Raw genomic sequence first — 18,174 nt, 5'->3', positions numbered from 1 at the left:
CCATGGGACGCTATGTCGTCCGGCGTCTGCTCCAGATGATCCCGGTGTTCGTCGGGGCCACGCTGCTGATCTTCCTCATGGTGAACGTGATGGGCGACCCCATCGCCGGCCTCTGCGGCGAACGGCGCTGCGACCCGGCGACGGCCGCCCGGCTGGAGAAGGAGTTCGGCCTCGACAAGCCCGTCTGGCAGCAGTACCTGACCTACATGGGGAACGTCTTCACCGGCGACTTCGGTACGGCGTTCAACGGCCAGAAGGTCACCGAGCTGATGGCGACCGCGTTCCCCGTCACCATCCGCCTCACGCTCCTCGCGATCCTCTTCGAGATCGTCATCGGCATCGCCCTCGGCGTGGTCACCGGACTGCGCCGGGGGCGCCCCGTCGACACCGGCGTCCTGCTGCTCACCCTCGTCGTCATCTCGGTTCCCACCTTCGTCACCGGCCTGCTGCTCCAGCTGCTGCTGGGGGTGAAGTGGGGCTGGATCAGACCGTCGGTCTCCTCCGAGGCGCCCTTCGGCGAGCTGATCCTGCCCGGCCTGGTGCTGGCCTCCGTCTCCCTCGCCTACGTCACCCGGCTGACCCGCACCTCCATCGCCGAGAACCGGCGCTCCGACTACGTCCGCACCGCCCTCGCCAAGGGCCTGCCCCGGCACCGGGTGATCACCCGGCACCTGCTGCGCAACTCCCTCATCCCGGTGGTCACCTTCATCGGCGCCGACATCGGCTTCCTCATGGGCGGCGCGATCGTCACCGAGCGGATCTTCAACATCCACGGCGTCGGCTACCAGATCTACCAGGGCATCCTGCGGCAGAACACCCAGACCGTCGTCGGCTTCGTCACCGTCCTCGTGCTGGTCTTCCTGGTCTGCAATCTCGTCGTCGACCTCCTCTACGCCGTACTCGATCCGAGGATCCGCTATGCCTGAGCAGCACCACGACCCCGAGCGCGCCGCCGCGGGGACCGGCATGGGCGGCACCATGGACCTGGGCGTGGACGAGGCCGAGACCCTGGAGAGGGTCCCGGGCGGGCCGGACGGCCCCGGGCCGCGGGACAAGCCGCGCTCCCTGTGGTCCGACGCCTGGCGCGACCTGCGCCGCGACCCCGTCTTCCTCCTCTCCGCCCTGGTGATCCTCTTCCTGATCGTCATCTCCCTGCGGCCCTCGCTGATCGCCTCCGGCAGCCCCCTCAAGTGCGACCTCGCCAGGGCCCAGGAGGGCTCGCAGTCCGGTCATCCCTTCGGCTTCAACGGCCAGGGCTGCGACGTCTACACCCGCACCGTCTACGGCGCCCGTACGTCCGTCACGGTCGGCGTCTGCGCCACGCTCGGCGTCGCGCTCCTCGGCAGCGTCCTCGGTGCGCTGGCCGGCTTCTTCGGCGGGGTGTGGGACTCGGTCCTGTCCCGGATCACCGACGTCTTCTTCGCCATCCCCGTCGTCCTCGGCGGTCTGGTGCTGCTGTCCGTGGTCACCAGCAGTTCCGTCTGGCCCGTCATCGGGTTCATGGTGCTGCTCGGCTGGCCGCAGCTGTCCCGGATCGCCCGCGGCTCGGTCATCACCGCCAAACAGAACGACTACGTCCAGGCCGCGCGGGCGCTCGGCGCCTCCCCCTCCCGGCTGATCTTCCGGCACATCGCGCCCAACGCGATCGCCCCGGTCATCGTCGTCGCGACCATCGCGCTCGGCACGTACATCTCGCTGGAGGCGACCCTGTCCTACCTCGGTGTCGGCCTGAAACCGCCCAGCGTCTCCTGGGGCATCGACATCTCCGCCGCCTCGCCCTACGTCCGCAACGCCCCGCACGCGCTGCTGTGGCCCTCCGGCGCCCTCGCGATCACCGTCCTGGCGTTCATCATGCTCGGCGACGCGGTGCGCGACGCCCTCGACCCGAAGCTGAGGTGAGTCGCCGTCATGCTGCTCGAAGTGCGCGACCTGCACGTGGAGTTCCACACCCGGGACGGCGTCGCGAAGGCCGTCAACGGCGTCAGCTACGGCGTCGACGCGGGGGAGACGCTGGCCGTGCTCGGCGAGTCCGGCTCCGGCAAGTCGGTGACCGCGCAGGCGGTCATGGGCATCCTCGACGTGCCGCCCGGCCGGATCACCGGCGGCGAGGTCGTCTTCCAGGGCCGCGACCTGCTGGCGCTGAAGGAGGACGCGCGCCGCAGGGTCCGGGGCGCCGAGATGGCGATGATCTTCCAGGACGCGCTGTCCTCCCTCAACCCCGTGATCTCGGTCGGCGACCAGCTCGGCGAGATGTTCGTCGTCCACCGGGGCATGTCGAAGAAGGACGCGCGGGCCAAGGCCGTCGAGCTGATGGACCGGGTGCGCATCCCCGCCGCCCGGGAGCGGGTCGGGCAGTACCCGCACCAGTTCTCCGGCGGCATGCGCCAGCGCATCATGATCGCCATGGCGCTGGCCCTGGAACCGGCCCTGATCATCGCCGACGAACCGACCACCGCCCTCGACGTCACCGTCCAGGCCCAGGTCATGGAACTCCTCGCGGAACTCCGGCGCGAGTACCGCATGGGGCTCATCCTCATCACCCACGACCTCGGCGTGGTCGCCGACGTCGCCGACCGGATCGCCGTCATGTACGCGGGCCGCATCGTCGAGTCGGCGCCCGTGCACGACCTCTACAAAGCCCCCGCCCATCCGTACACCCGGGGCCTGCTGGACTCCATCCCCCGCCTCGACCAGAAGGGCCGGCAGCTCTACGCCATCAAGGGCCTGCCGCCCAACCTCATGAACATTCCGCCCGGTTGTGCCTTCCACCCCCGCTGCCCCATGGCCCGCGACGTCTGCCGGACCGACGAGCCCCCGCTGTACGAGGTCTCGGGGACGCGGGGGAGCGCCTGCCACTTCTGGAGGGAATGCCTGGATGGCTGAGCCGATTCTGGAGGTGTCCGGCCTCGTCAAGCACTACCCGCTGACCCGGGGCATCGTGATCCGCAAGCAGGTCGGCGCCGTGAAGGCGGTCGACGGCGTCGACTTCGCACTCGGCCGGGGCGAAACCCTGGGCATCGTCGGCGAGTCCGGCTGCGGCAAGTCCACCGTCGCGAAGATGCTGGTCCACCTGGAGCGGCCGACGGCCGGCGAGATCTTCTACAAGGGTCAGGACATCACCACACTGTCGGGGAAGGCCCTCAAGGCCGTCCGCCGCAACATCCAGATGGTGTTCCAGGACCCGTACACCTCGCTGAACCCCCGGATGACGGTGGGCGACATCATCGGGGAGCCGTACGAGATCCACCCCGAGGTGGCCCCGAAGGGCGACCGGCGCAAGAAGGTCCAGGACCTGCTGGACGTCGTGGGCCTCAACCCGGAGTACATCAACCGCTACCCGCACCAGTTCTCCGGCGGTCAGCGCCAGCGCATCGGCATCGCCCGCGGCCTGGCCCTGAACCCCGAGATCATCATCTGCGACGAGCCGGTCTCCGCGCTGGACGTGTCCGTCCAGGCCCAGGTCATCAACCTGATGGAGGGGCTGCAGGACGAGTTCAACCTGTCGTACCTCTTCATCGCGCACGACCTGTCGATCGTCCGGCACCTCTCGGACCGGGTCGGCGTGATGTACCTCGGCCGGATCGTCGAGATCGGTACCGACACCCAGATCTACGACCACCCGACGCATCCCTACACGCAGGCGCTGCTGTCGGCGGTCCCGGTGCCGGACCCGGAGGCCCGTGAGCGCCGCGAGCGGATCATCCTCACCGGCGACGTGCCGTCCCCGGCCAACCCGCCGTCGGGCTGCCGCTTCCGCACCCGCTGCTGGAAGGCCCGGGAACGCTGCGCGGTGGAGGTCCCGCTGCTGGCGGTCCCCGAGCGCTTCAAGGCCTCGGACACCCCGGCGGCCCACCCCTCGGCCTGCCACTTCGCCGAGGAGAAACAGGTGGTACCGCCGGAGGTGCCCCCGGGGCCCTGAAGCGGTCGGTGCCCGTCTGCCCGGGACGGGGTGAGGCGGGTGTGCGTGCGCGGGAGTCCTGAATCCGACCTGCCGGTGTCCCTCGACGGCGGCCGTGCGTAGGCTCCGGCCGGACAGGGGCTCTACGCGCCTGATCGGTCGTTGAAAGGACCCTTCGGACATCGTGTCGGCTTCGCTCACGGGCTCCCGCACCCGTACCCGTTCCCGCTCCCGCATCCTGGTGTTCTCGGCCGCGCCGGCCGTCGGTGCGGGGGTCGGGGTGCTCGGCCCGCTTCTGATCAACGCCACCCATCCGGTCGGCCACGCCGTACATCTGGTCCTGTCCGCCGGATGGTCCTGGGCGGCACTGGCGTTCTGCGTCGGTCTCGCCCGGAAGTCCAGGGCCGAGTCGGTCGTCCTGGCCGCCGCGTCCCTGGTCACCGCGGTGGTCGCGTACTACCTGACGAAACTGGGGCAAGGGGCGTACCTGACGCTGGACCTGGGCGACCCTGCCGGGGCGACGCCCCATGTCTCCTGGAGCGATTTCGCCTCGAAGACGCTGTCCTGGTGCGTGGTCGCCTGTGTCACGGGGCCCGTGCTGGGGCTGGCCGGGAACCTGGCCCGGAACCCCGGCCTGCGCGGCCTGCCCTTCCGGATGCTGGTCCCCCTGCTGGCCGTCGTCGAGATGTCGGAGCGACTCCGTGTCGAATCGCCGCTGCAAGGGCCCGTGGTCGGTGCGACGTGGACCGTCGTACGGCTGGTGGCGGTCGCTGTCCTCGTGGCCCTGGCAGGGCGCGCGGTGAGGGCGTGGCGGCTTCGGCCCTCCGCCGGGCAGGCAGACGAGTGACGTGTGCCCGCCCGGCGTGGAGCGCGCTCAGCGCGCGTTGTACTCCTGTGCCGCCGCGACGACCTCGGTGGCGAAGGTGCCTTGGGTGATCGACGTCGCCCCACCGTCGACGGGAAGGACCGTGCCGGTCACGTAGTCGGCGAGGTCGCTCGCCAGGAACACCGCGGCCTTCGCGATGTCCTCCGGGAACCCGACCCGGCCGAGCGGCTGGGTCGATCCCAGTCGGTCGGCGAGGAAGGCCGAGAAGCCGTCCGCTTCCTCGAGGGGCACGCCGAAGGTGCGCGCCATGATCTCCGTCATGATGATCCCCGGCGCGATCGCGTTGGAGCGGATGCCGAGAGGGGCGAGTTCCGCGACCGCCTGCCGGACCACGCCGACGACGGCGTGCTTCGCGATCGTGTAGCCGGCCGCGGACCATCCGCCCTGGAGCCCCGCCGCGCTGGCGGTGGTCACGATCGACCCGCCGGTGCCCTGGGCCTGGAACTGCCGGGCCGCGTACTTGTGGCCGAGCACGACGGAGCGGGTGAGCAGCGCCAGGGTCCTGTCGAAACCCGCCGCGCCGAGCTCGGTCATCGGAGACGCGTCGCCCTGCGCTCCCGCGTTGTTGAACATGACGTCGAGCTTGCCGAAGCGCTCCACCGTGGTGGCGACGAGCGCCTCGATCGCGGCCTCGTCCGTGACGTCGGTGTGCACGTACACGGCGGCGGCGCCGAGCCGGTCGGCGATCGACGCCCCGAGCTCGTCCTGGATGTCGGCGATGGCGACCTTCGCGCCCTCGGCGACGAAGCGCTCCACACTCGCCCGTCCGATGCCGCTCGCTCCGCCGGTGATGATGGCGACCTTGCCGTCGAGCAAACCTGCCATTGTTCTTCTGGTCCTCGCAGACCGGCCCGGGTGCTGGCGCGTGGAGCATCGGCGGGCCGAGACCGGTGCGACGCGGGAGTCTCCTCCGCACGGCATGCGGACCGCGTTGCAGAAGCACACGGACCGCAGTTGTTTAAAGTTGTACCACTTAAGCGGACTGCGGTCCATTTGGTTGCTCCCTGTCGTGGTCAGCCCGTGAGGCCCAGCGAGCGCTTGAGGAAGTCCACCTGGAGCAGGAGCAGGTTCTCCGCGACCTGTTCCTGGGGGGTGATGTGGGTGACGCCCGACAGGGGGAGGACCTCATGGGGGCGGCCGGCGGCGAGGAGGGCGGAGGAGAGGCGCAGGGAGTGGGCGACGACCACGTTGTCGTCGGCCAGGCCGTGCACGATCATCAGCGGGCGGTGCTGGTCGGCGGGGAAGGAGAGGCCCTCGGTGGTGACCAGCGAGCTGTGCGCGTACGTCTCCGGGTGCGCGGCCGGGTCGCCCAGGTACCGCTCCGTGTAGTGCGTGTCGTACAGCGTCCAGTCCGTCACCGGGGCGCCCGCGATGCCGGCGTGGAAGACGTCGGGGCGGCGGAGCACCGCCAGCGCCGCGAGGTAACCGCCGTAGGACCAGCCGCGGATGGCCACCCGGGAGAGGTCGAGGGGGTGGGACGCGGCGAGGTCCTGGAGTGCTTCGATCTGGTCGTCCAGGGTAAGCGTGAAGTCGTGGTGGATCGCCTTCTCCCAGGCCGGGGAGCGGCCGGGGGTGCCGCGGCCGTCGGCGACGACCACCGCGAAGCCCTGGTCGGCGAACCACTGCGAGGTCAGGTGGGGGTTGTGTGCGGCCATCACCCGCTGGCCGTGCGGGCCACCGTAGGGGTCCATGAGAACGGGGAGGGGGGCGTCACCGGGGTAGTCCGTTGGCATAAGCACGGCGCACGGGATTTTGCGTGCGCCCCCCTGGGTGAGGGTCATCCGTGGGGACATACCGGGGTCTTCGGCGTACGAGGGGACAGTCGCCGTCGGTTTCCCGTCACGCAGTACCCGCACCCGCGCCCCCGGCCGGTCCGGTGTCGCGGACACCAGAACCGTCACGCCCCCGGCGCGTACCGCGGAGTGCACGCCGGGCTCCTGGGAGACGCGCTCCACGCCCAGTTCGTTCACCCGGTAGACGTGCACCTCGCCGATCCCCGGGCCCGCCTGCGCCGCCGGCCCGGTACCCACCGACGCCGATACCAGCACATCGTCGTCCGACACGTCCAGTACCGCGCGGACGTGCAACTGCGGCCCGGTCAAAGGGCGTTCCCCGACGGCGAGACGCCGTGCGCCGCCCTCGTCCGTGATCCGTACCAACTGCCCGGCAGGGCTCCAGCACGGCACCCCCGGGAAAAGATCAAGCCAATTTGGATCTTCATCGGCGTGCACCATCCGGGTCGCCCCGGAATCCGGGTCCACCACCAGGATCAGCTGACTGCGCTGGTCGCGCGCCTGTACGAGCAGCAGCGGCGCACCCGCCGCTGACCAGTGCACATGCGCCAGATACGGGTACCGCGCCCGGTCCCACGCGACCTCCGAACGCGCCCCGTCCAGTCCGATCACGAACAGTCGCACCTCCGCGTTCGCGGTGCCCGCCGCCGGGTACGCCACCCGCTGCGGCTCCCGCTGCGGATGCGCCGGATCGGAGATCCACCACCGCTCCACCGGCGTGTCGTCCGCGCGCGCCACCAGCAGCCGGTCCGACTCGGGCGCCCACCAGAAGCCCCGCAGGCGATGCATCTCCTCCGCCGCGATGAACTCCGCGAGACCGTAGGTGACGTGGTCGGCCTCGGGGGTCGCGAGCGCGCGGTCATCCTCCCCCTCGGCCCCGACGACCCGCAGCGCACCCTGCGCGACGTAGGCGACGTGGCGTCCGTCGGGCGACGGACGGGGGTCGATCACCGGTGCGGGAGTGGGCAGTTCGCGTGCCGTACCGGCCCGCAGCTCGGCCGTGAAAAGCCGCCCTGACAAGGCGAAAGAAGCCAACTCCACGGCCGCGTCGGTGGCGTATCCGACGATGCCGGCGCCTCCCTCACGACTGCGCTCGCGCCGGGCCCGCTCCTCGGCCGACAGGCGCTCCGAGGCGCCGCCCAGGAGGGTACGCGGGTCGGCCACCGCGCGCTCCCCGCCGTCCCCCGGATCGAGGACCCACAGTGAATTCGCCCGGTCCGTGCCGGAACCTGAGCGCAGGAACACCACCCGGGAACCGTCGGGTGCCACGGTGAAAGAACGCGGCGCGCCGAGCGTGAAACGCTGGGTGCGGGCGTGCCGTCGGGGGAAGGAGTCAGCCTCGGTCGTCATGCCATGACCATATTGGCCATGCGCCCCCTTGTGCGGCCGTGCGCCGATCGATGCGCACGTACAGATAGTTATGATCTTTAGCGCATAGTGGGTATGAACCTGCTGGCTGCTGTGTGGATGTCTCTGCCCCCATATCCCTACCCCCCGCGTCCTGGGGTCCTTGGAGGTGAACCGCCGTGGCACTCTCGATTTCGGCGGTGGTGCTGCTGGCGATCGTCGTCTTCCTGCTGATCAAGAAGTCGGGCCTCAAGGCCGGGCATGCGGTCGTCTGCATGCTCCTCGGCTTCTACATGGCGTCGTCGACGATCGCGCCCACGATCAGTGAGTTGACGACCAACATCGCGGGGATGATCGGCAGCATCAGCTTCTGACCCGGCCGGCCGGGGGCAGGTGACCACCTGGAGCATTCTGTGAAAGTGCTGGTCACAGCGCCTCGTTGAGGACTGTGACCAGCACGGCCGCTGCTGGGGCGGCAAGTGGCCGGTCAGTGCACCAGCAGGTCGATCACGCCCGTCAGGTCCTCCTCGCCGCTTCCCTCGGCCAGGCGGCGGCGCATCAGCTCGAAGTACGGGCTGAGCAGTTCCGGGCTGACACCCTGCTGCTCGGCGGTGCTCAGGAAGGTCGGCGTGCCGGCCACCTGCATGGCGAGGTTGGAGACGACGCCCCTGGTGTAGTCGCCGCTGCGCAGTTGGTCGGCGGTCTGGTGAACCGCCGGGGCCATCGCGACGAGCCAGTCGGCGAGCAGCGGGGCGAGCGCCGCGGGGTCGATGTCCTCCTTGCGGATCAGGGCGAAGGCGTGCGCGGCCCCGGCGAACATCCCGTACATGGCGCTGAGCAGGGCCACGTCGTGCAGGGCCGCGAAGCCCGCGTCCTCGCCGACGTAGGTGGTGCCGGCCGGGACGGCCAGGGTCTGCTGGTGCCGCTCGAACAGCTCTGGCGAGCCGCTGTAGAAGACGTAGCCGCCGGCCTCCGGGACGCCGATCATCGGAGGGACGGCCATGATCCCGCCGTCCAGGTAGCGGGCGCCGCGCTCGTGGGCCCACTGGGCGCGGGCGCGGGCCTGGGCGGGGGTACTGGTGGTCAGGTTGACCAGGTCCCTGTCGGCCAGGTCGGTGCCGGCCAGCACCTCGTCGACCGAGGCGTCGTCCCACAGGCAGACGACGACCAGGGGGTTCGCCGCGACCGCCGCAGCGGCGGTGTCCGCGACCCGTGCACCCTCGGCGGCGAGTGCCGCGGCGCGGGCCGGAGTGCGGTTCCAGACGGTGAGCGGGTGGCCGGCGGCAAGCCAGGTGCGGGCCAGCGTGGTGCCCATCGCGCCGAGTCCCAGCAGCGTGACGGGGGTCTTCTCAACAGTGTTCTGTGTCATGCCGATTAGGCTGGTCGCAGGCCCGGAGGTGATCAAGTACGCACTTGGTAGTGGGTGGTTACCCCGGGGTGAGCGAGCACGTCAAAGGGGTGGGGCATGACGACGCTGAACCGGCCGGGCGCACCGGACGGACACGTCTGCGGCATCGACACCGCGATGGAGGTGATCGGCGGCAGGTGGAAGGTGCTGATCCTGTGGGCGCTCCACGAGCGCCCCTGCCGTTGCTTCGGCGAGCTGCGTCGACTGCTTCCGGGGATCACAGAGAAGGTGCTGGCCTCTCACCTGCGTGAGCTGGAAGCGGACGGCGTCGTGCACCGCGTCTCCTACGACGAGGTGCCGCCCCGCGTCGAGTACTCGCTGACCGAGGACGGCAAGCGCCTCAACGACGCACTCCAGCCGCTGGCCGCCTGGGGTCGCGAGCGGCCGACCACTCGAGGGCTGGAGGAGAAGGCAGGCCAGGGTCTGTTGTGAACGTGCTGGTCACAGCCACTCGTTGAGGGCCGCGACCAGCACGGTGGCTTCGTAGCGGACGGGTGCCGTAGGCCGAAGTCGCGTAAGGAGCAGTCCCGTCAGTCCCCGACCGCGTACGGCACGAAGTCGGCCCACGCGGCGGGGGCGAAGGCCAGGCGGGGGCCCTCCATGTCCTTGGAGTCACGGACGTGGACGGTGCCGGGGCCGGTGGCGATCTCGACGCAGGAGTCCGTCTCCGCCCCGCTGCTGTAACTGCTCTTGAACCACGTCAGGTCGCTGATGTCCCTGGACGAGGTGTTGCGGATCATGTCTCCCCCATCAGAAAACTCAGGAGATCGCCGGGACGGGGACCCCACCCGGCTGTGAAGTCCGCAACGTCACGATGCTGCTGTCGTCCCCGTGCGGTGCCCACCTCGCCCGTCTGCTCGCGGTGGACGCGCTGCGGAGCCGGGGCCTCCCGGAGGAGGCGGCGAGCCATGTCGTGGCGGAGCTGGCGGCCAACGCGGCCACGCACGGCCGTCTGCCCGGCCGCAGCTTCCGCCTCACGCTGTACGTGGTCGGCGCCACGCTCCGCATCGAGGCCACCGACACGCGGGCGACCGGCTTCCCCCGCGTCAAGAGCCCGACGCGGGGGCCGAGTCGGGCCGTGGGCTGCTGCTCGTCGAGGCGCTGGCCGACCGCTGGGGAGTGGTCGGGGGGCGGTTCCCGCGGAAGACCGTGTGGGCCCGAACTGCGCCTCACACCACCGGAACCCGTCCCCACGCGTTCCGGCGGCGTCGACGACTGAAAGACAAAGAACGTGGGGGAGAAAGAACCCCACCAAGCCCCACCCCTCCCGCCCGTGGTTTGTGCTCACTCGGGCGGGTGAACATCCCCGGTCCGGCTGGATTTCGTGCCCTCCAGGCCCGACGCTCAGCGCAGGACAACAGCAGACATGCGACGGCCCCCGCCGGGACGGCAATCCCAGTGCGAGGGCCTGACCACCGAGGAAGACAGGACCTTCCCGATGGGTACCCAGGACCCTAGCGTGCCTCCGCACGCCCAGGCCCGTATTGCGGGCAACAAGCACCCGAACCGGGGCCACCGCACCGGCGGGCTGCTCCACGACAACTCCCGCCACACCGCCCGCTTCACGGTGATCGGCAACCACCTCGCCCAGCACCGGGAACTCTCGCTGCTCGCCATCGGGCTCGGCACGCATCTCCAGTCGCTGCCGAAGGGCGCCCCGGCCGACATCAAGACCCTCACCGCCCGGTTCCCCGAGGGAGCCACCCGGATCGCCGCCGCCCTGCGCGAGCTGGAAGCCCACGGCTACCTGCGCCGCGAACGCGTTCGCACCTCCTCCGGCCGGATCGTCACCCGTACGACCTCCTGCAACCAGCCGGCGGCGGTCCGCCACCACGCCAGGACACCCGCCCCGGCCCCCGCCATCAGCCGTCCGACGGCCCCGGAACCGCAGCGGCCGGAGCGACGAGAGCGGCAGGAGGCGTGCGAAGGCGAGGGCGAGGGCCAGGAAGGCACGCAGCACGGGACACGCGGGAAGCGAGAGCCCCGCAAGCCGCTCCCGGACGTGCCGCGCCCCGCGTATCCCGCCCCCGCGCTGCTTCATGCCGCCACCGATCTCCTCGCGGACCTCCGCCGCCGCGACCCCCGGCTGCTCCTCTCCGCCTGCGACACGGCCCACCTGGCCCCCGGCGTCGCCGCCTGGCTGGAGCGGGACGTCAGCCCCACCGCCCTGCGCCACGCCCTGACCACCGACCTGCCGCCCGAGGGCGTACACCGCCCCGCCGCCCTCCTGGCCCACCGCCTCACCACCCAACTCCCACCGCCGCCCCCGTTTCGTGCCCCGACCGGACCCCCACCCGTCGAGTACAAGATGCGCAACTGCGACGGCTGCGACCGCGGATTCCGCTCCCTCCACCCCGAAGCCCGCTGCCGCGACTGCCGAACCGATCTCCAGGAGGCCGCCTAGCATGAACGTGACGATCCTTGCCCCTGGGCACAGACGACGAGGAGCGAGCGCCATGACCATCGCACCTGACGACACGTACCAGGGCGCCTCTCACCCGTACCGGGCCATGCGCGACTTCGTTCAGTCGACGGGCGACACGCTGCCGGGCAAATTCGAGATCACCAAGGAAGGGATCGTCCACGACATGATGTCGCCCAGCGGGCGGCACGAGCTGACCACACTGCGACTCCGGAAACGCCTGGAGAAGGTCATGCCGGAGGAGCTTGTGGCCCATACGGGTGAGCCTGATGTGGAAGACGAGCCTGAAGGCGTCATGCGCCGGCCTGACGTCATGGTGATCGCCGAAGAGGACATGGACATCGAGGGATCCTTCGACGCCCGTACGCTCATCGCGGCCATCGAAGTCGTCTCCCGATCCAATCCACGGAACGACTGGGTGGGCAAGATGCGCGACTACCCGCTGCTCGGCATCCCCGTCTACGCGATCTTCGACCCCCGCACCGGCAGTGGCGCTGTCCTCACCGACATCCACCCCACTCCGGACGGCCCCCGTTACGCCACGCGTAAGGACTTCGTCTACGGCGAGGACGTCACCATCGGGGAGTGGACCATCGCCACGAGCGGCCTGCCGCGCTACCGGGACGGCGGTGCGGAAGAGACCGGGTCCGCCGAGTCCTCAGAGGCGTGATCCGGAAACGGAGGAGACTGTTTCGGCGACCTTCGCCCGGGCCCCCCGTCCTGGCTCGACCCATCCTCCCCGGCGGCTCTGCGATCGTGCTCGTGTTCGTGAAGATCGTGGCGAAGAGCGATCGCGGGGGTGCACATGGCTGTTTCCAGGCCGGGACGGTGAAACGCGCCCCCGGGTGTGAGCGAGGAGGGCCCGGCACCTCGTGGAAGCCGTTGGTCGAATCCACCCGGTGGTACCGGGCCTCTGGACCCGTGTCGGTGATCCGGGGTGTCCCGGCCGCAGACTGTGACACATTCCGGAGAAGTGGCACAGTTTCGCGGCTCCACACCCCCGGCCCGCCGGGTTCACCCACCCTGTCCTCATAGGGTGGAGCGCATGACGGAACAGCCCTCCCCCAGCCCTCGGCCGGGGGGACCCCCCTCTCGCTCCGCCCGGCGGCTGATGCTGGTGCACGCCCACCCGGACGACGAGTCGATCAACAACGGCGCCACCATGGCCCGGTACGCCGCCGAGGGGGCCCACGTGACACTGGTCACCTGCACGCTCGGTGAGCGCGGCGAGGTCATTCCGCCCGAGCTGGCCCACCTGAGCGGTGCCGCCCTCGGGCAGTACCGGATGGGTGAGCTGGCCGAGGCGATGCGCGCGCTCGGTGTCGACGACTTCCGGCTGCTCGGCGGCGCCGGGCGCTACGGCGACTCCGGGATGAGGGGCCTGCCCGACAACGACGACCCCGGGTGCTTCTGGCAGGCCGACGTCGACCAGGCCGCCGGTCTGCTCGCCGAGGTGATCCGCGAGGTCCGGCCCCAGGTGCTCGTCACGTACGACGAGCACGGCGGCTACGGGCACCCCGACCACATCCAGGCGCACCGTGTCGCCATGCGCGCCGTCGAGCTGGCCGCGAGGGCCGCGGCGGACGGGTGGGACGTCCCCAAGGTGTACTGGAACCGGGTGCCCCGCTCCGTCGCCGAGGCGGCTTTCGCGCGTCTGAACGACGAACTGTCCGGGCTGCCGTTCGACAAGGCGGGCAGTGTCGGCGACGTACCCGGCGTCGTCTCCGACGCGCACGTCACCGCCGAGGTCGACGGTACGGCGTATGCCGCAGCCAAGGCCGCCGCCATGCGGGCGCACGCCACCCAGATCACGGTGGCCGAGCCGTACTTCGTGCTCTCCAACGCACTCGCGCAGCCGCTGTTCACCACCGAGTACTACGAGTTGGTGCGCGGAGAACGTTCCGTCGGCCGGGAGCGCGACCTGTTCGCGGGAGTGGACACCGGAGTCGGTGCGGGGGAGGCGTCGTGAACGACCGGAACGGGCAGCCCACCTCGATGCTGGCCCAGCCGCTGCGCCTGCCCTCCGCCGGGCGGCTCGCCGCCTGTGTGGGGCTGTTCCTCCTCGGTGCCGTGGTCGGTGCGGCCGGGGCGCTGGTACAGCCCGCCTGGTTCCCGGGCGGGCTGCTGCTCGCCCTCGCGGGCGAGGCCGGGATCTGTCTCGGCGCGGGCCTCGCCCTCCGCAGCCGGGCCGGAGCCGCGTCGGCCGCCGGTGGTTGGGTGATCGCCGTCCTCCTGCTCACCGTTACCCGCCCGGAAGGTGACTTCCTGTTCACCGCGGGAGCCGGTACCTATCTCTTCCTGCTCGGCGGCATCGCCGTGGCTGTGATCTGCGCCACCCTCGCGCCGGTGCGGCAACCGGGCGGCCACACCGTCCGACTTGGGAAGTGACGTACCACTTCGCCGCGGTACGCGCGTGCGGGTCCCGTGCGGGTTTCCCCGGCGGTCCTGAGATACGGGCCGGATGCGGCCAGTATGGTGGTGCGCGCGCCGCTGAGCCTCCCCGCACTCTCGGCTCCGGTCGAGTGGGGGGACCCCACCGTGAGGTCGTGACGGGCGGCGGAGCCAACCGGGAGAACCTGCCTTGAGTCGTGAAACTGACACTCCGTCCACCGGGCCCGACGGGCGCGGCGGAGCCGCGTACCCGTCGGGCACTCCGCCCTACGGGATTCCGGCGGTTCCGGACGAGGCGGCGGCCGTGGGCCGTCCGGCCGCGCGGCCGGACGGACGGCGTCCGGACGAACGCAAGACCGAGACCACCCTGACGACCAGAATCCGGATCAACATCCCCGGATCCAGGCCCATTCCGCCGGTCGTCGTGCGCAAGCCCGTCACGGACGGCGAGGGCACGGACGACAGCGGCACCCGTGCCGAGGGGCAGACGTCGGCGCCTGGTGCGCCCAGGCCCGCGGGCACCGGTACAGGTATCGGCGCCGGTCCCGTCGAGCCGCCGGCCGTGGCGGCTCCGGGCGCGCAGCCCGGCGGCTCGGGGCAGTTGGTTCCGCAGAGGTCGGCCCCGCAGCAGTCGGCCCCGGCGGAGAAGCCGACCAGCGACTGGTTCGCGCCCCGCAAGTCCGGCGCGGGCAAGGGCGGTACGGGCGGCGGCTCCGGCAACGGAGCGGGTACGCCGAGCGGTTCGGGTCCCGCGGCGCCCGCGGGCGGCCCCTCCGGTGCTTCCGGCGCCGGTGCGCCCGGTGGTGCGCGGACGGGAGGACGTCCGGCCGGCGTGGCCGGCGGCATGAGTGTGACGAGCGGGGGCTCCCGGCCCGGCGGCGCCGGCGGCCCCGCCGGCGCGAACGGTTCCGCACCCGGGGCCGGCGCAGGCAAGGTCGGCGGGCTCTCCGGCGCGACCGGCGGTCCGGTGGCCCCCGGGCACGGCGGCGGCACCGGTTCCTTCGACGTGACCGAGGCGCTGGCCGGCGGCGGCCAGGCCGGGCACCCCGGCCATCCCGAGTACCCCGGGCACCCCGGGCATCCCGAGTACCCCGGGCATCCCGAGTACCCCGACCATCCCGAGCAGCCCGGTGCGTCCGGGCCGCCCGGGCAGCCCAGATCGGCGTTGTACAAGGGTGGGCCCGAGGGTCCCACGACCGGTCCGGTCACCGGCCAGGGGCCGGTGATCCCGTCGCGCGGCAGTGGCCCCCACGGCCCGGGCGGTTCCGGCGGCGGGCTGAGCGACGACACCGCGAGCCTCACCCCGCAGATCCCCGCTCCCGGACCTGACGCCCCGGGCTACGGCGCCCGCCACCACAACGTCTCCGGGCACACCGCCACCAGCGGCGCCCCGGTCGTCCCGGCGAGCGCCGCCTTCGACGCGGACGCCCCCGCCGGTGACCCCGGCCCCCTCACGCCCTCCAGGTTCCCCGAACCGGCCGCCCCGACCCCGCCCCCGGCGACGTCCTCGAAGCCGCCGAAGAAGAAGGGGCGCAACAAGCTCGCCCTGATCGGCGGCGGCGTGGTCTTCCTCATCGGGGTCGCCTACGGCGCCGGCCTGCTGATGAACCACTCCGACGTGCCCAAGGGCACCACCGTGCTCGGCGTCGACATCGGCGGCGGCACCCGCGACGAGGCCGTGAAGACGCTCGACAAGGCCCTCGCCGACCGGCTGAACAAGCCGCTCAAGCTGGTCGTCGGCGACAAGACCGTCGAACTGCAGCCGGACAACGCCGGACTTCAGTTCGACACCGACGCCACCGTCGGCGCGGCGGCGAAGAGCGACTACCATCCGGTCTCCGTGATCGGCTCGCTCTTCGGCAACAGCCGCGTCGTCGCCCCCGTCATCCCCGTCGACGAGGAGAAGCTGCACGCCGCCCTGGAGTCCGCGGGCGGCGGCTCCGGCAACGACGGCACGATCAAGTTCGAGTCCGGCAAGGCCGTCCCCGTCTACGGCAAGCCCGGCGCGGGCATCGACGTCGACAAGTCGACCGACGCGGTCGAGGAGGCGTACCGGACCCAGGTGGAGACCGGCTCCTCGTCCCCGGTGAAGGTCCCGACCACCACCCGGGAGCCCACGGTCTCCAAGGCCGAGGTCGACCGGATGATGAAGGAGTTCGCCGAGCCGGCGATGTCCGGCCTGGTCACGGTCCAGATCGACGCAGCCCAGCAGATCTCCTTCAGCCCGGAGAAATCGCTGTGGAAGTTCCTCGGCGTCAAGGCGCAGGACGGCAAGCTGGTCGAGTACTACGACCGGAAGGCGCTCAAAGACCTCTACGGTGACGTCTTCGACGGCGTGCTGATCACCCGCGGCAACGGGGAGAAGACCCCGGTCACCGTCGAGGACGTGATCGGCGCCCTGCGTCCCGCGCTCTTGAGCACCAGCGACCGCGTCGCCGTGATCGAGACCGACCCCAGCTGACCCAGACCGGCCCCGGCTGAACGAGACCGATCCCCGGCCGCACCGAGACCGACCCCGGCCGCCGCACGACATCCGTCGTGCGGCGGCCGGAAGGCCGAGCGCCGGCCGGGGTCCTCCCGGAGGACCCGGAGGACCCCGCCTCAGACGTCCTCGCGCCGTACCGTGCACAGGGCCCAGATCATGACGCCGGAGAGGCCGATCATCACGACCGACCAGACCGGGAAGTACGGCAGCGAGACGAAGTTGGCGATCATGATGAGCCCGCCGATCGCCACACCGGCCACCCGTGCCCACGTACTGGCCTGGAACAGCCCGACGCTGACGAGCACGGCCACCGCGCCCAGGATCAGGTGGATCCAGCCCCAGGACGTGAGGTCGAACTTGAAGACGTAGTCGTTCGTCGCGACGAAGACGTCGTCCTCGGCGATCCCGGCGATGCCCCGGACGATGTTGAGGATTCCGGCGAGCATCAGCATGACGCCGCCGAAGACGGTCAGTCCGCCGGCCCACTGGCGCTTCGCGGAGGGCGCGTACGCGCGTGCTTGGGCATGTGGGTGATGGGTGCGACCCGTAGCCATTTTTCCGTCCCTTTCCGTCGTCAGCGGGCGCGCCCGGCGCCGTGGCCGCTGAGCACCAGTTCCTTGGCCCGGTCGAACTCCTCGTCGGTGAGGTCGCCGCGCGAGCGGATCTCGGACAGCCGGTGCAGTTCGTCAACGGTGACGGTCTGCCCGCCGCGGCCCGCCGCGGTCTCCCGGATGTAGCTGTCGAACGCTTCCTGCTGCGCCCGGGCCTGCGCGATCTGCCGCCTGCCGATGTTCCGGCCGCGGGCGATGACGTAGACGAACACGCCGAGGAAGGGCAGCACGATGACGAAGATCATCCAGCCCGTCTTGGCCCAGCCGCTCAGCGAGTCGTCCCGGAAGATGTCGACGACGACCCGGAACAGCAGCACGAACCACGTGACCCACAGGAACAGCTGCAGCATCGTCCAGAAGGCCCCGAGCAGGGGGTAGTCGTACGCGAGGTACGTCGCGGGGCTCATGGCTCTCCTCCGTCCGGCGCGGGAGATGCGCACCGGTATCCAGGCTGCCCACGGTGACGACCGTGCGGCCTCACCCCCGACGGGTGATCCTGGAGGCCCCGGGTCTGCAAAGGGGCATGTCGCGGAACCCGACCACGGTTCCATCGATCCCCAGGCCGGATGTGCGACCCGTGGGGCCTCCGGCCCCGTCGGGGCAGCGTGGCGTCAGCGGGGAGTCGGGCGCATCTCGACCACGCGGAGACCCAGGGAGCGCAGGCGGGCCAGCAGCCCGTACAGATGTGCCTCGTCGACGACCTTGCCGAACAGCACGGTCTGGCCCCGGATCACGACATGGTCCAGCTCGGGGAAGGTCTCGGTCAGCGTGTCCGACATGTGTCCGTCGACGCGGATCTCGTAGTGCACGCGCCCCTCCTCCCACGGCTCGGGCAGGCGGCAGGCTGCTGCCACCCTGCGATCGTCCACCCCGCCCGGCCACCCACCCTCACCCGCGGCAGGTGAGCGGAGGCGGCATGCGGGTGGCGGCCGT

General features: G+C 71.2%; 19 protein-coding genes and 1 pseudogene. 13 read left to right on the top strand and 7 right to left on the bottom strand.

The window, feature by feature from the left end:
• Positions 1-2 precede the first annotated feature (2 nt).
• The 5 genes from WJ438_RS14850 to WJ438_RS14830 all read left to right on the top strand — a co-directional run bounded on the left by WJ438_RS14850 (position 3) and on the right by WJ438_RS14830 (position 4,745).
• On the top strand, positions 3-926 hold the full coding sequence (locus WJ438_RS14850) for an ABC transporter permease (RefSeq protein ID WP_406725664.1): 924 nt from the start codon (positions 3-5) through the stop codon (positions 924-926).
• Positions 919-1,899, top strand: a complete 981-nt coding sequence (locus tag WJ438_RS14845; RefSeq protein WP_406725663.1) for an ABC transporter permease — start codon at positions 919-921, stop codon at positions 1,897-1,899. Before WJ438_RS14850 ends, WJ438_RS14845 begins: the two co-directional genes overlap by 8 nt.
• A gap of 9 nt (positions 1,900-1,908) precedes the next feature.
• Positions 1,909-2,883 carry an ABC transporter ATP-binding protein gene (locus tag WJ438_RS14840; RefSeq protein ID WP_406725662.1) on the top strand — a complete coding sequence of 325 codons (975 nt, stop codon included), beginning with the start codon at positions 1,909-1,911 and terminating at the stop codon, positions 2,881-2,883.
• The gene (locus WJ438_RS14835; protein ID WP_406725661.1) at positions 2,876-3,919 is read left to right on the top strand and encodes an ABC transporter ATP-binding protein; all 1,044 of its coding nucleotides are present in this window, start codon (positions 2,876-2,878) and stop codon (positions 3,917-3,919) included. Before WJ438_RS14840 ends, WJ438_RS14835 begins: the two co-directional genes overlap by 8 nt.
• 163 nt (positions 3,920-4,082) lie before the next feature.
• Positions 4,083-4,745, top strand: coding sequence for a hypothetical protein (locus tag WJ438_RS14830; RefSeq protein ID WP_406725660.1), 663 nt, complete (start codon positions 4,083-4,085; stop codon positions 4,743-4,745).
• Between the two features lie 27 nt (positions 4,746-4,772).
• On the opposite strand, the gene WJ438_RS14825 is transcribed toward WJ438_RS14830, so the two are convergent.
• Positions 4,773-5,609 (bottom strand): SDR family NAD(P)-dependent oxidoreductase, encoded by an 837-nt coding sequence (locus WJ438_RS14825; protein ID WP_406725659.1) that lies wholly within the window; start codon positions 5,607-5,609, stop codon positions 4,773-4,775.
• Between the two features lie 188 nt (positions 5,610-5,797).
• Positions 5,798-7,927 carry a prolyl oligopeptidase family serine peptidase gene (locus WJ438_RS14820; protein ID WP_406725658.1) on the bottom strand — a complete coding sequence of 710 codons (2,130 nt, stop codon included), beginning with the start codon at positions 7,925-7,927 and terminating at the stop codon, positions 5,798-5,800.
• Positions 7,928-8,103: 176 nt separating this feature from the next.
• Between WJ438_RS14820 and WJ438_RS14815 the strand changes: the two genes are divergently transcribed.
• Positions 8,104-8,298 carry a hypothetical protein gene (locus WJ438_RS14815; RefSeq protein ID WP_406725657.1) on the top strand — a complete coding sequence of 65 codons (195 nt, stop codon included), beginning with the start codon at positions 8,104-8,106 and terminating at the stop codon, positions 8,296-8,298.
• A 113-nt stretch (positions 8,299-8,411) separates the two neighbouring features.
• Here the strand turns inward: WJ438_RS14815 and WJ438_RS14810 are convergent, their stop codons facing one another.
• On the bottom strand, positions 8,412-9,293 hold the full coding sequence (locus WJ438_RS14810) for an NAD(P)-dependent oxidoreductase (protein ID WP_406725656.1): 882 nt from the start codon (positions 9,291-9,293) through the stop codon (positions 8,412-8,414).
• A gap of 96 nt (positions 9,294-9,389) precedes the next feature.
• Between WJ438_RS14810 and WJ438_RS14805 the strand changes: the two genes are divergently transcribed.
• Complete coding sequence (locus WJ438_RS14805; RefSeq protein ID WP_406725655.1) at positions 9,390-9,764, top strand: winged helix-turn-helix transcriptional regulator; 375 nt, start codon at positions 9,390-9,392, stop codon at positions 9,762-9,764.
• Between the two features lie 98 nt (positions 9,765-9,862).
• Here the strand turns inward: WJ438_RS14805 and WJ438_RS14800 are convergent, their stop codons facing one another.
• Positions 9,863-10,072: a DUF397 domain-containing protein gene (locus tag WJ438_RS14800; protein ID WP_406725654.1), complete on the bottom strand. Its 210-nt coding sequence runs from the start codon at positions 10,070-10,072 to the stop codon at positions 9,863-9,865.
• Between the two features lie 74 nt (positions 10,073-10,146).
• Between WJ438_RS14800 and WJ438_RS14795 the strand changes: the two are divergent.
• From WJ438_RS14795 to WJ438_RS14770, 6 genes and pseudogenes are all read left to right on the top strand, one after another.
• A pseudogene (locus tag WJ438_RS14795) lies at positions 10,147-10,551 on the top strand (ATP-binding protein).
• A 219-nt stretch (positions 10,552-10,770) separates the two neighbouring features.
• Entirely contained in the window at positions 10,771-11,736 is a 966-nt protein-coding gene (locus WJ438_RS14790; RefSeq protein ID WP_406725653.1) for a helix-turn-helix domain-containing protein, read from the top strand.
• Between the two features lie 52 nt (positions 11,737-11,788).
• Entirely contained in the window at positions 11,789-12,424 is a 636-nt protein-coding gene (locus WJ438_RS14785; RefSeq protein WP_406725652.1) for a Uma2 family endonuclease, read from the top strand.
• 375 nt (positions 12,425-12,799) lie between these two features.
• A complete protein-coding gene (mshB, locus tag WJ438_RS14780; protein ID WP_406725651.1) occupies positions 12,800-13,723 on the top strand; it encodes an N-acetyl-1-D-myo-inositol-2-amino-2-deoxy-alpha-D-glucopyranoside deacetylase in 924 nt (307 codons plus the stop codon).
• Positions 13,724-13,749: 26 nt separating this feature from the next.
• A complete protein-coding gene (locus WJ438_RS14775; RefSeq protein ID WP_406729694.1) occupies positions 13,750-14,142 on the top strand; it encodes a DUF6113 family protein in 393 nt (130 codons plus the stop codon).
• Positions 14,143-14,335: 193 nt separating this feature from the next.
• Complete coding sequence (locus WJ438_RS14770) at positions 14,336-16,606, top strand: hypothetical protein (RefSeq protein ID WP_406725650.1); 2,271 nt, start codon at positions 14,336-14,338, stop codon at positions 16,604-16,606.
• Positions 16,607-16,746: 140 nt separating this feature from the next.
• Here the strand turns inward: WJ438_RS14770 and WJ438_RS14765 are convergent, their stop codons facing one another.
• From WJ438_RS14765 to WJ438_RS14755, 3 genes are all read right to left on the bottom strand, one after another.
• Entirely contained in the window at positions 16,747-17,184 is a 438-nt protein-coding gene (locus tag WJ438_RS14765; protein WP_406725649.1) for a hypothetical protein, read from the bottom strand.
• Between the two features lie 20 nt (positions 17,185-17,204).
• On the bottom strand, positions 17,205-17,648 hold the full coding sequence (locus WJ438_RS14760) for an SHOCT domain-containing protein (protein WP_406725648.1): 444 nt from the start codon (positions 17,646-17,648) through the stop codon (positions 17,205-17,207).
• A 204-nt stretch (positions 17,649-17,852) separates the two neighbouring features.
• A complete protein-coding gene (locus WJ438_RS14755; RefSeq protein WP_406729693.1) occupies positions 17,853-18,050 on the bottom strand; it encodes a hypothetical protein in 198 nt (65 codons plus the stop codon).
• Positions 18,051-18,174 lie beyond the last annotated feature (124 nt).

This window comes from Streptomyces sp. GD-15H, assembly GCF_045291515.1.
GTDB lineage: Bacteria > Actinomycetota > Actinomycetes > Streptomycetales > Streptomycetaceae > Streptomyces.
The sequence above is the reverse complement of the archived record's forward strand: the minus strand, read 5'-3'. Positions and strand labels throughout refer to the sequence as shown.

Bases quoted from the DNA above. Each gene is read 5' to 3' on its own strand.
- WJ438_RS14810 (WP_406725656.1), bottom strand. From the start codon at position 9,293: ATGACACAGAACACTGTTGAGAAGACCCCCGTCACGCTGCTGGGACTC.
- WJ438_RS14785 (WP_406725652.1), top strand. From the start codon at position 11,789: ATGACCATCGCACCTGACGACACGTACCAGGGCGCCTCTCACCCGTAC.
- WJ438_RS14805 (WP_406725655.1), top strand. From the start codon at position 9,390: ATGACGACGCTGAACCGGCCGGGCGCACCGGACGGACACGTCTGCGGC.
- WJ438_RS14820 (WP_406725658.1), bottom strand. From the start codon at position 7,927: ATGACGACCGAGGCTGACTCCTTCCCCCGACGGCACGCCCGCACCCAG.
- WJ438_RS14845 (WP_406725663.1), top strand. From the start codon at position 919: ATGCCTGAGCAGCACCACGACCCCGAGCGCGCCGCCGCGGGGACCGGC.
- WJ438_RS14840 (WP_406725662.1), top strand. From the start codon at position 1,909: ATGCTGCTCGAAGTGCGCGACCTGCACGTGGAGTTCCACACCCGGGAC.
- WJ438_RS14835 (WP_406725661.1), top strand. From the start codon at position 2,876: ATGGCTGAGCCGATTCTGGAGGTGTCCGGCCTCGTCAAGCACTACCCG.
- WJ438_RS14765 (WP_406725649.1), bottom strand. From the start codon at position 17,184: ATGGCTACGGGTCGCACCCATCACCCACATGCCCAAGCACGCGCGTAC.
- WJ438_RS14775 (WP_406729694.1), top strand. From the start codon at position 13,750: ATGCTGGCCCAGCCGCTGCGCCTGCCCTCCGCCGGGCGGCTCGCCGCC.
- WJ438_RS14760 (WP_406725648.1), bottom strand. From the start codon at position 17,648: ATGAGCCCCGCGACGTACCTCGCGTACGACTACCCCCTGCTCGGGGCC.
- WJ438_RS14825 (WP_406725659.1), bottom strand. From the start codon at position 5,609: ATGGCAGGTTTGCTCGACGGCAAGGTCGCCATCATCACCGGCGGAGCG.
- WJ438_RS14850 (WP_406725664.1), top strand. From the start codon at position 3: ATGGGACGCTATGTCGTCCGGCGTCTGCTCCAGATGATCCCGGTGTTC.
- WJ438_RS14800 (WP_406725654.1), bottom strand. From the start codon at position 10,072: ATGATCCGCAACACCTCGTCCAGGGACATCAGCGACCTGACGTGGTTC.
- WJ438_RS14790 (WP_406725653.1), top strand. From the start codon at position 10,771: ATGGGTACCCAGGACCCTAGCGTGCCTCCGCACGCCCAGGCCCGTATT.
- mshB (WP_406725651.1), top strand. From the start codon at position 12,800: ATGACGGAACAGCCCTCCCCCAGCCCTCGGCCGGGGGGACCCCCCTCT.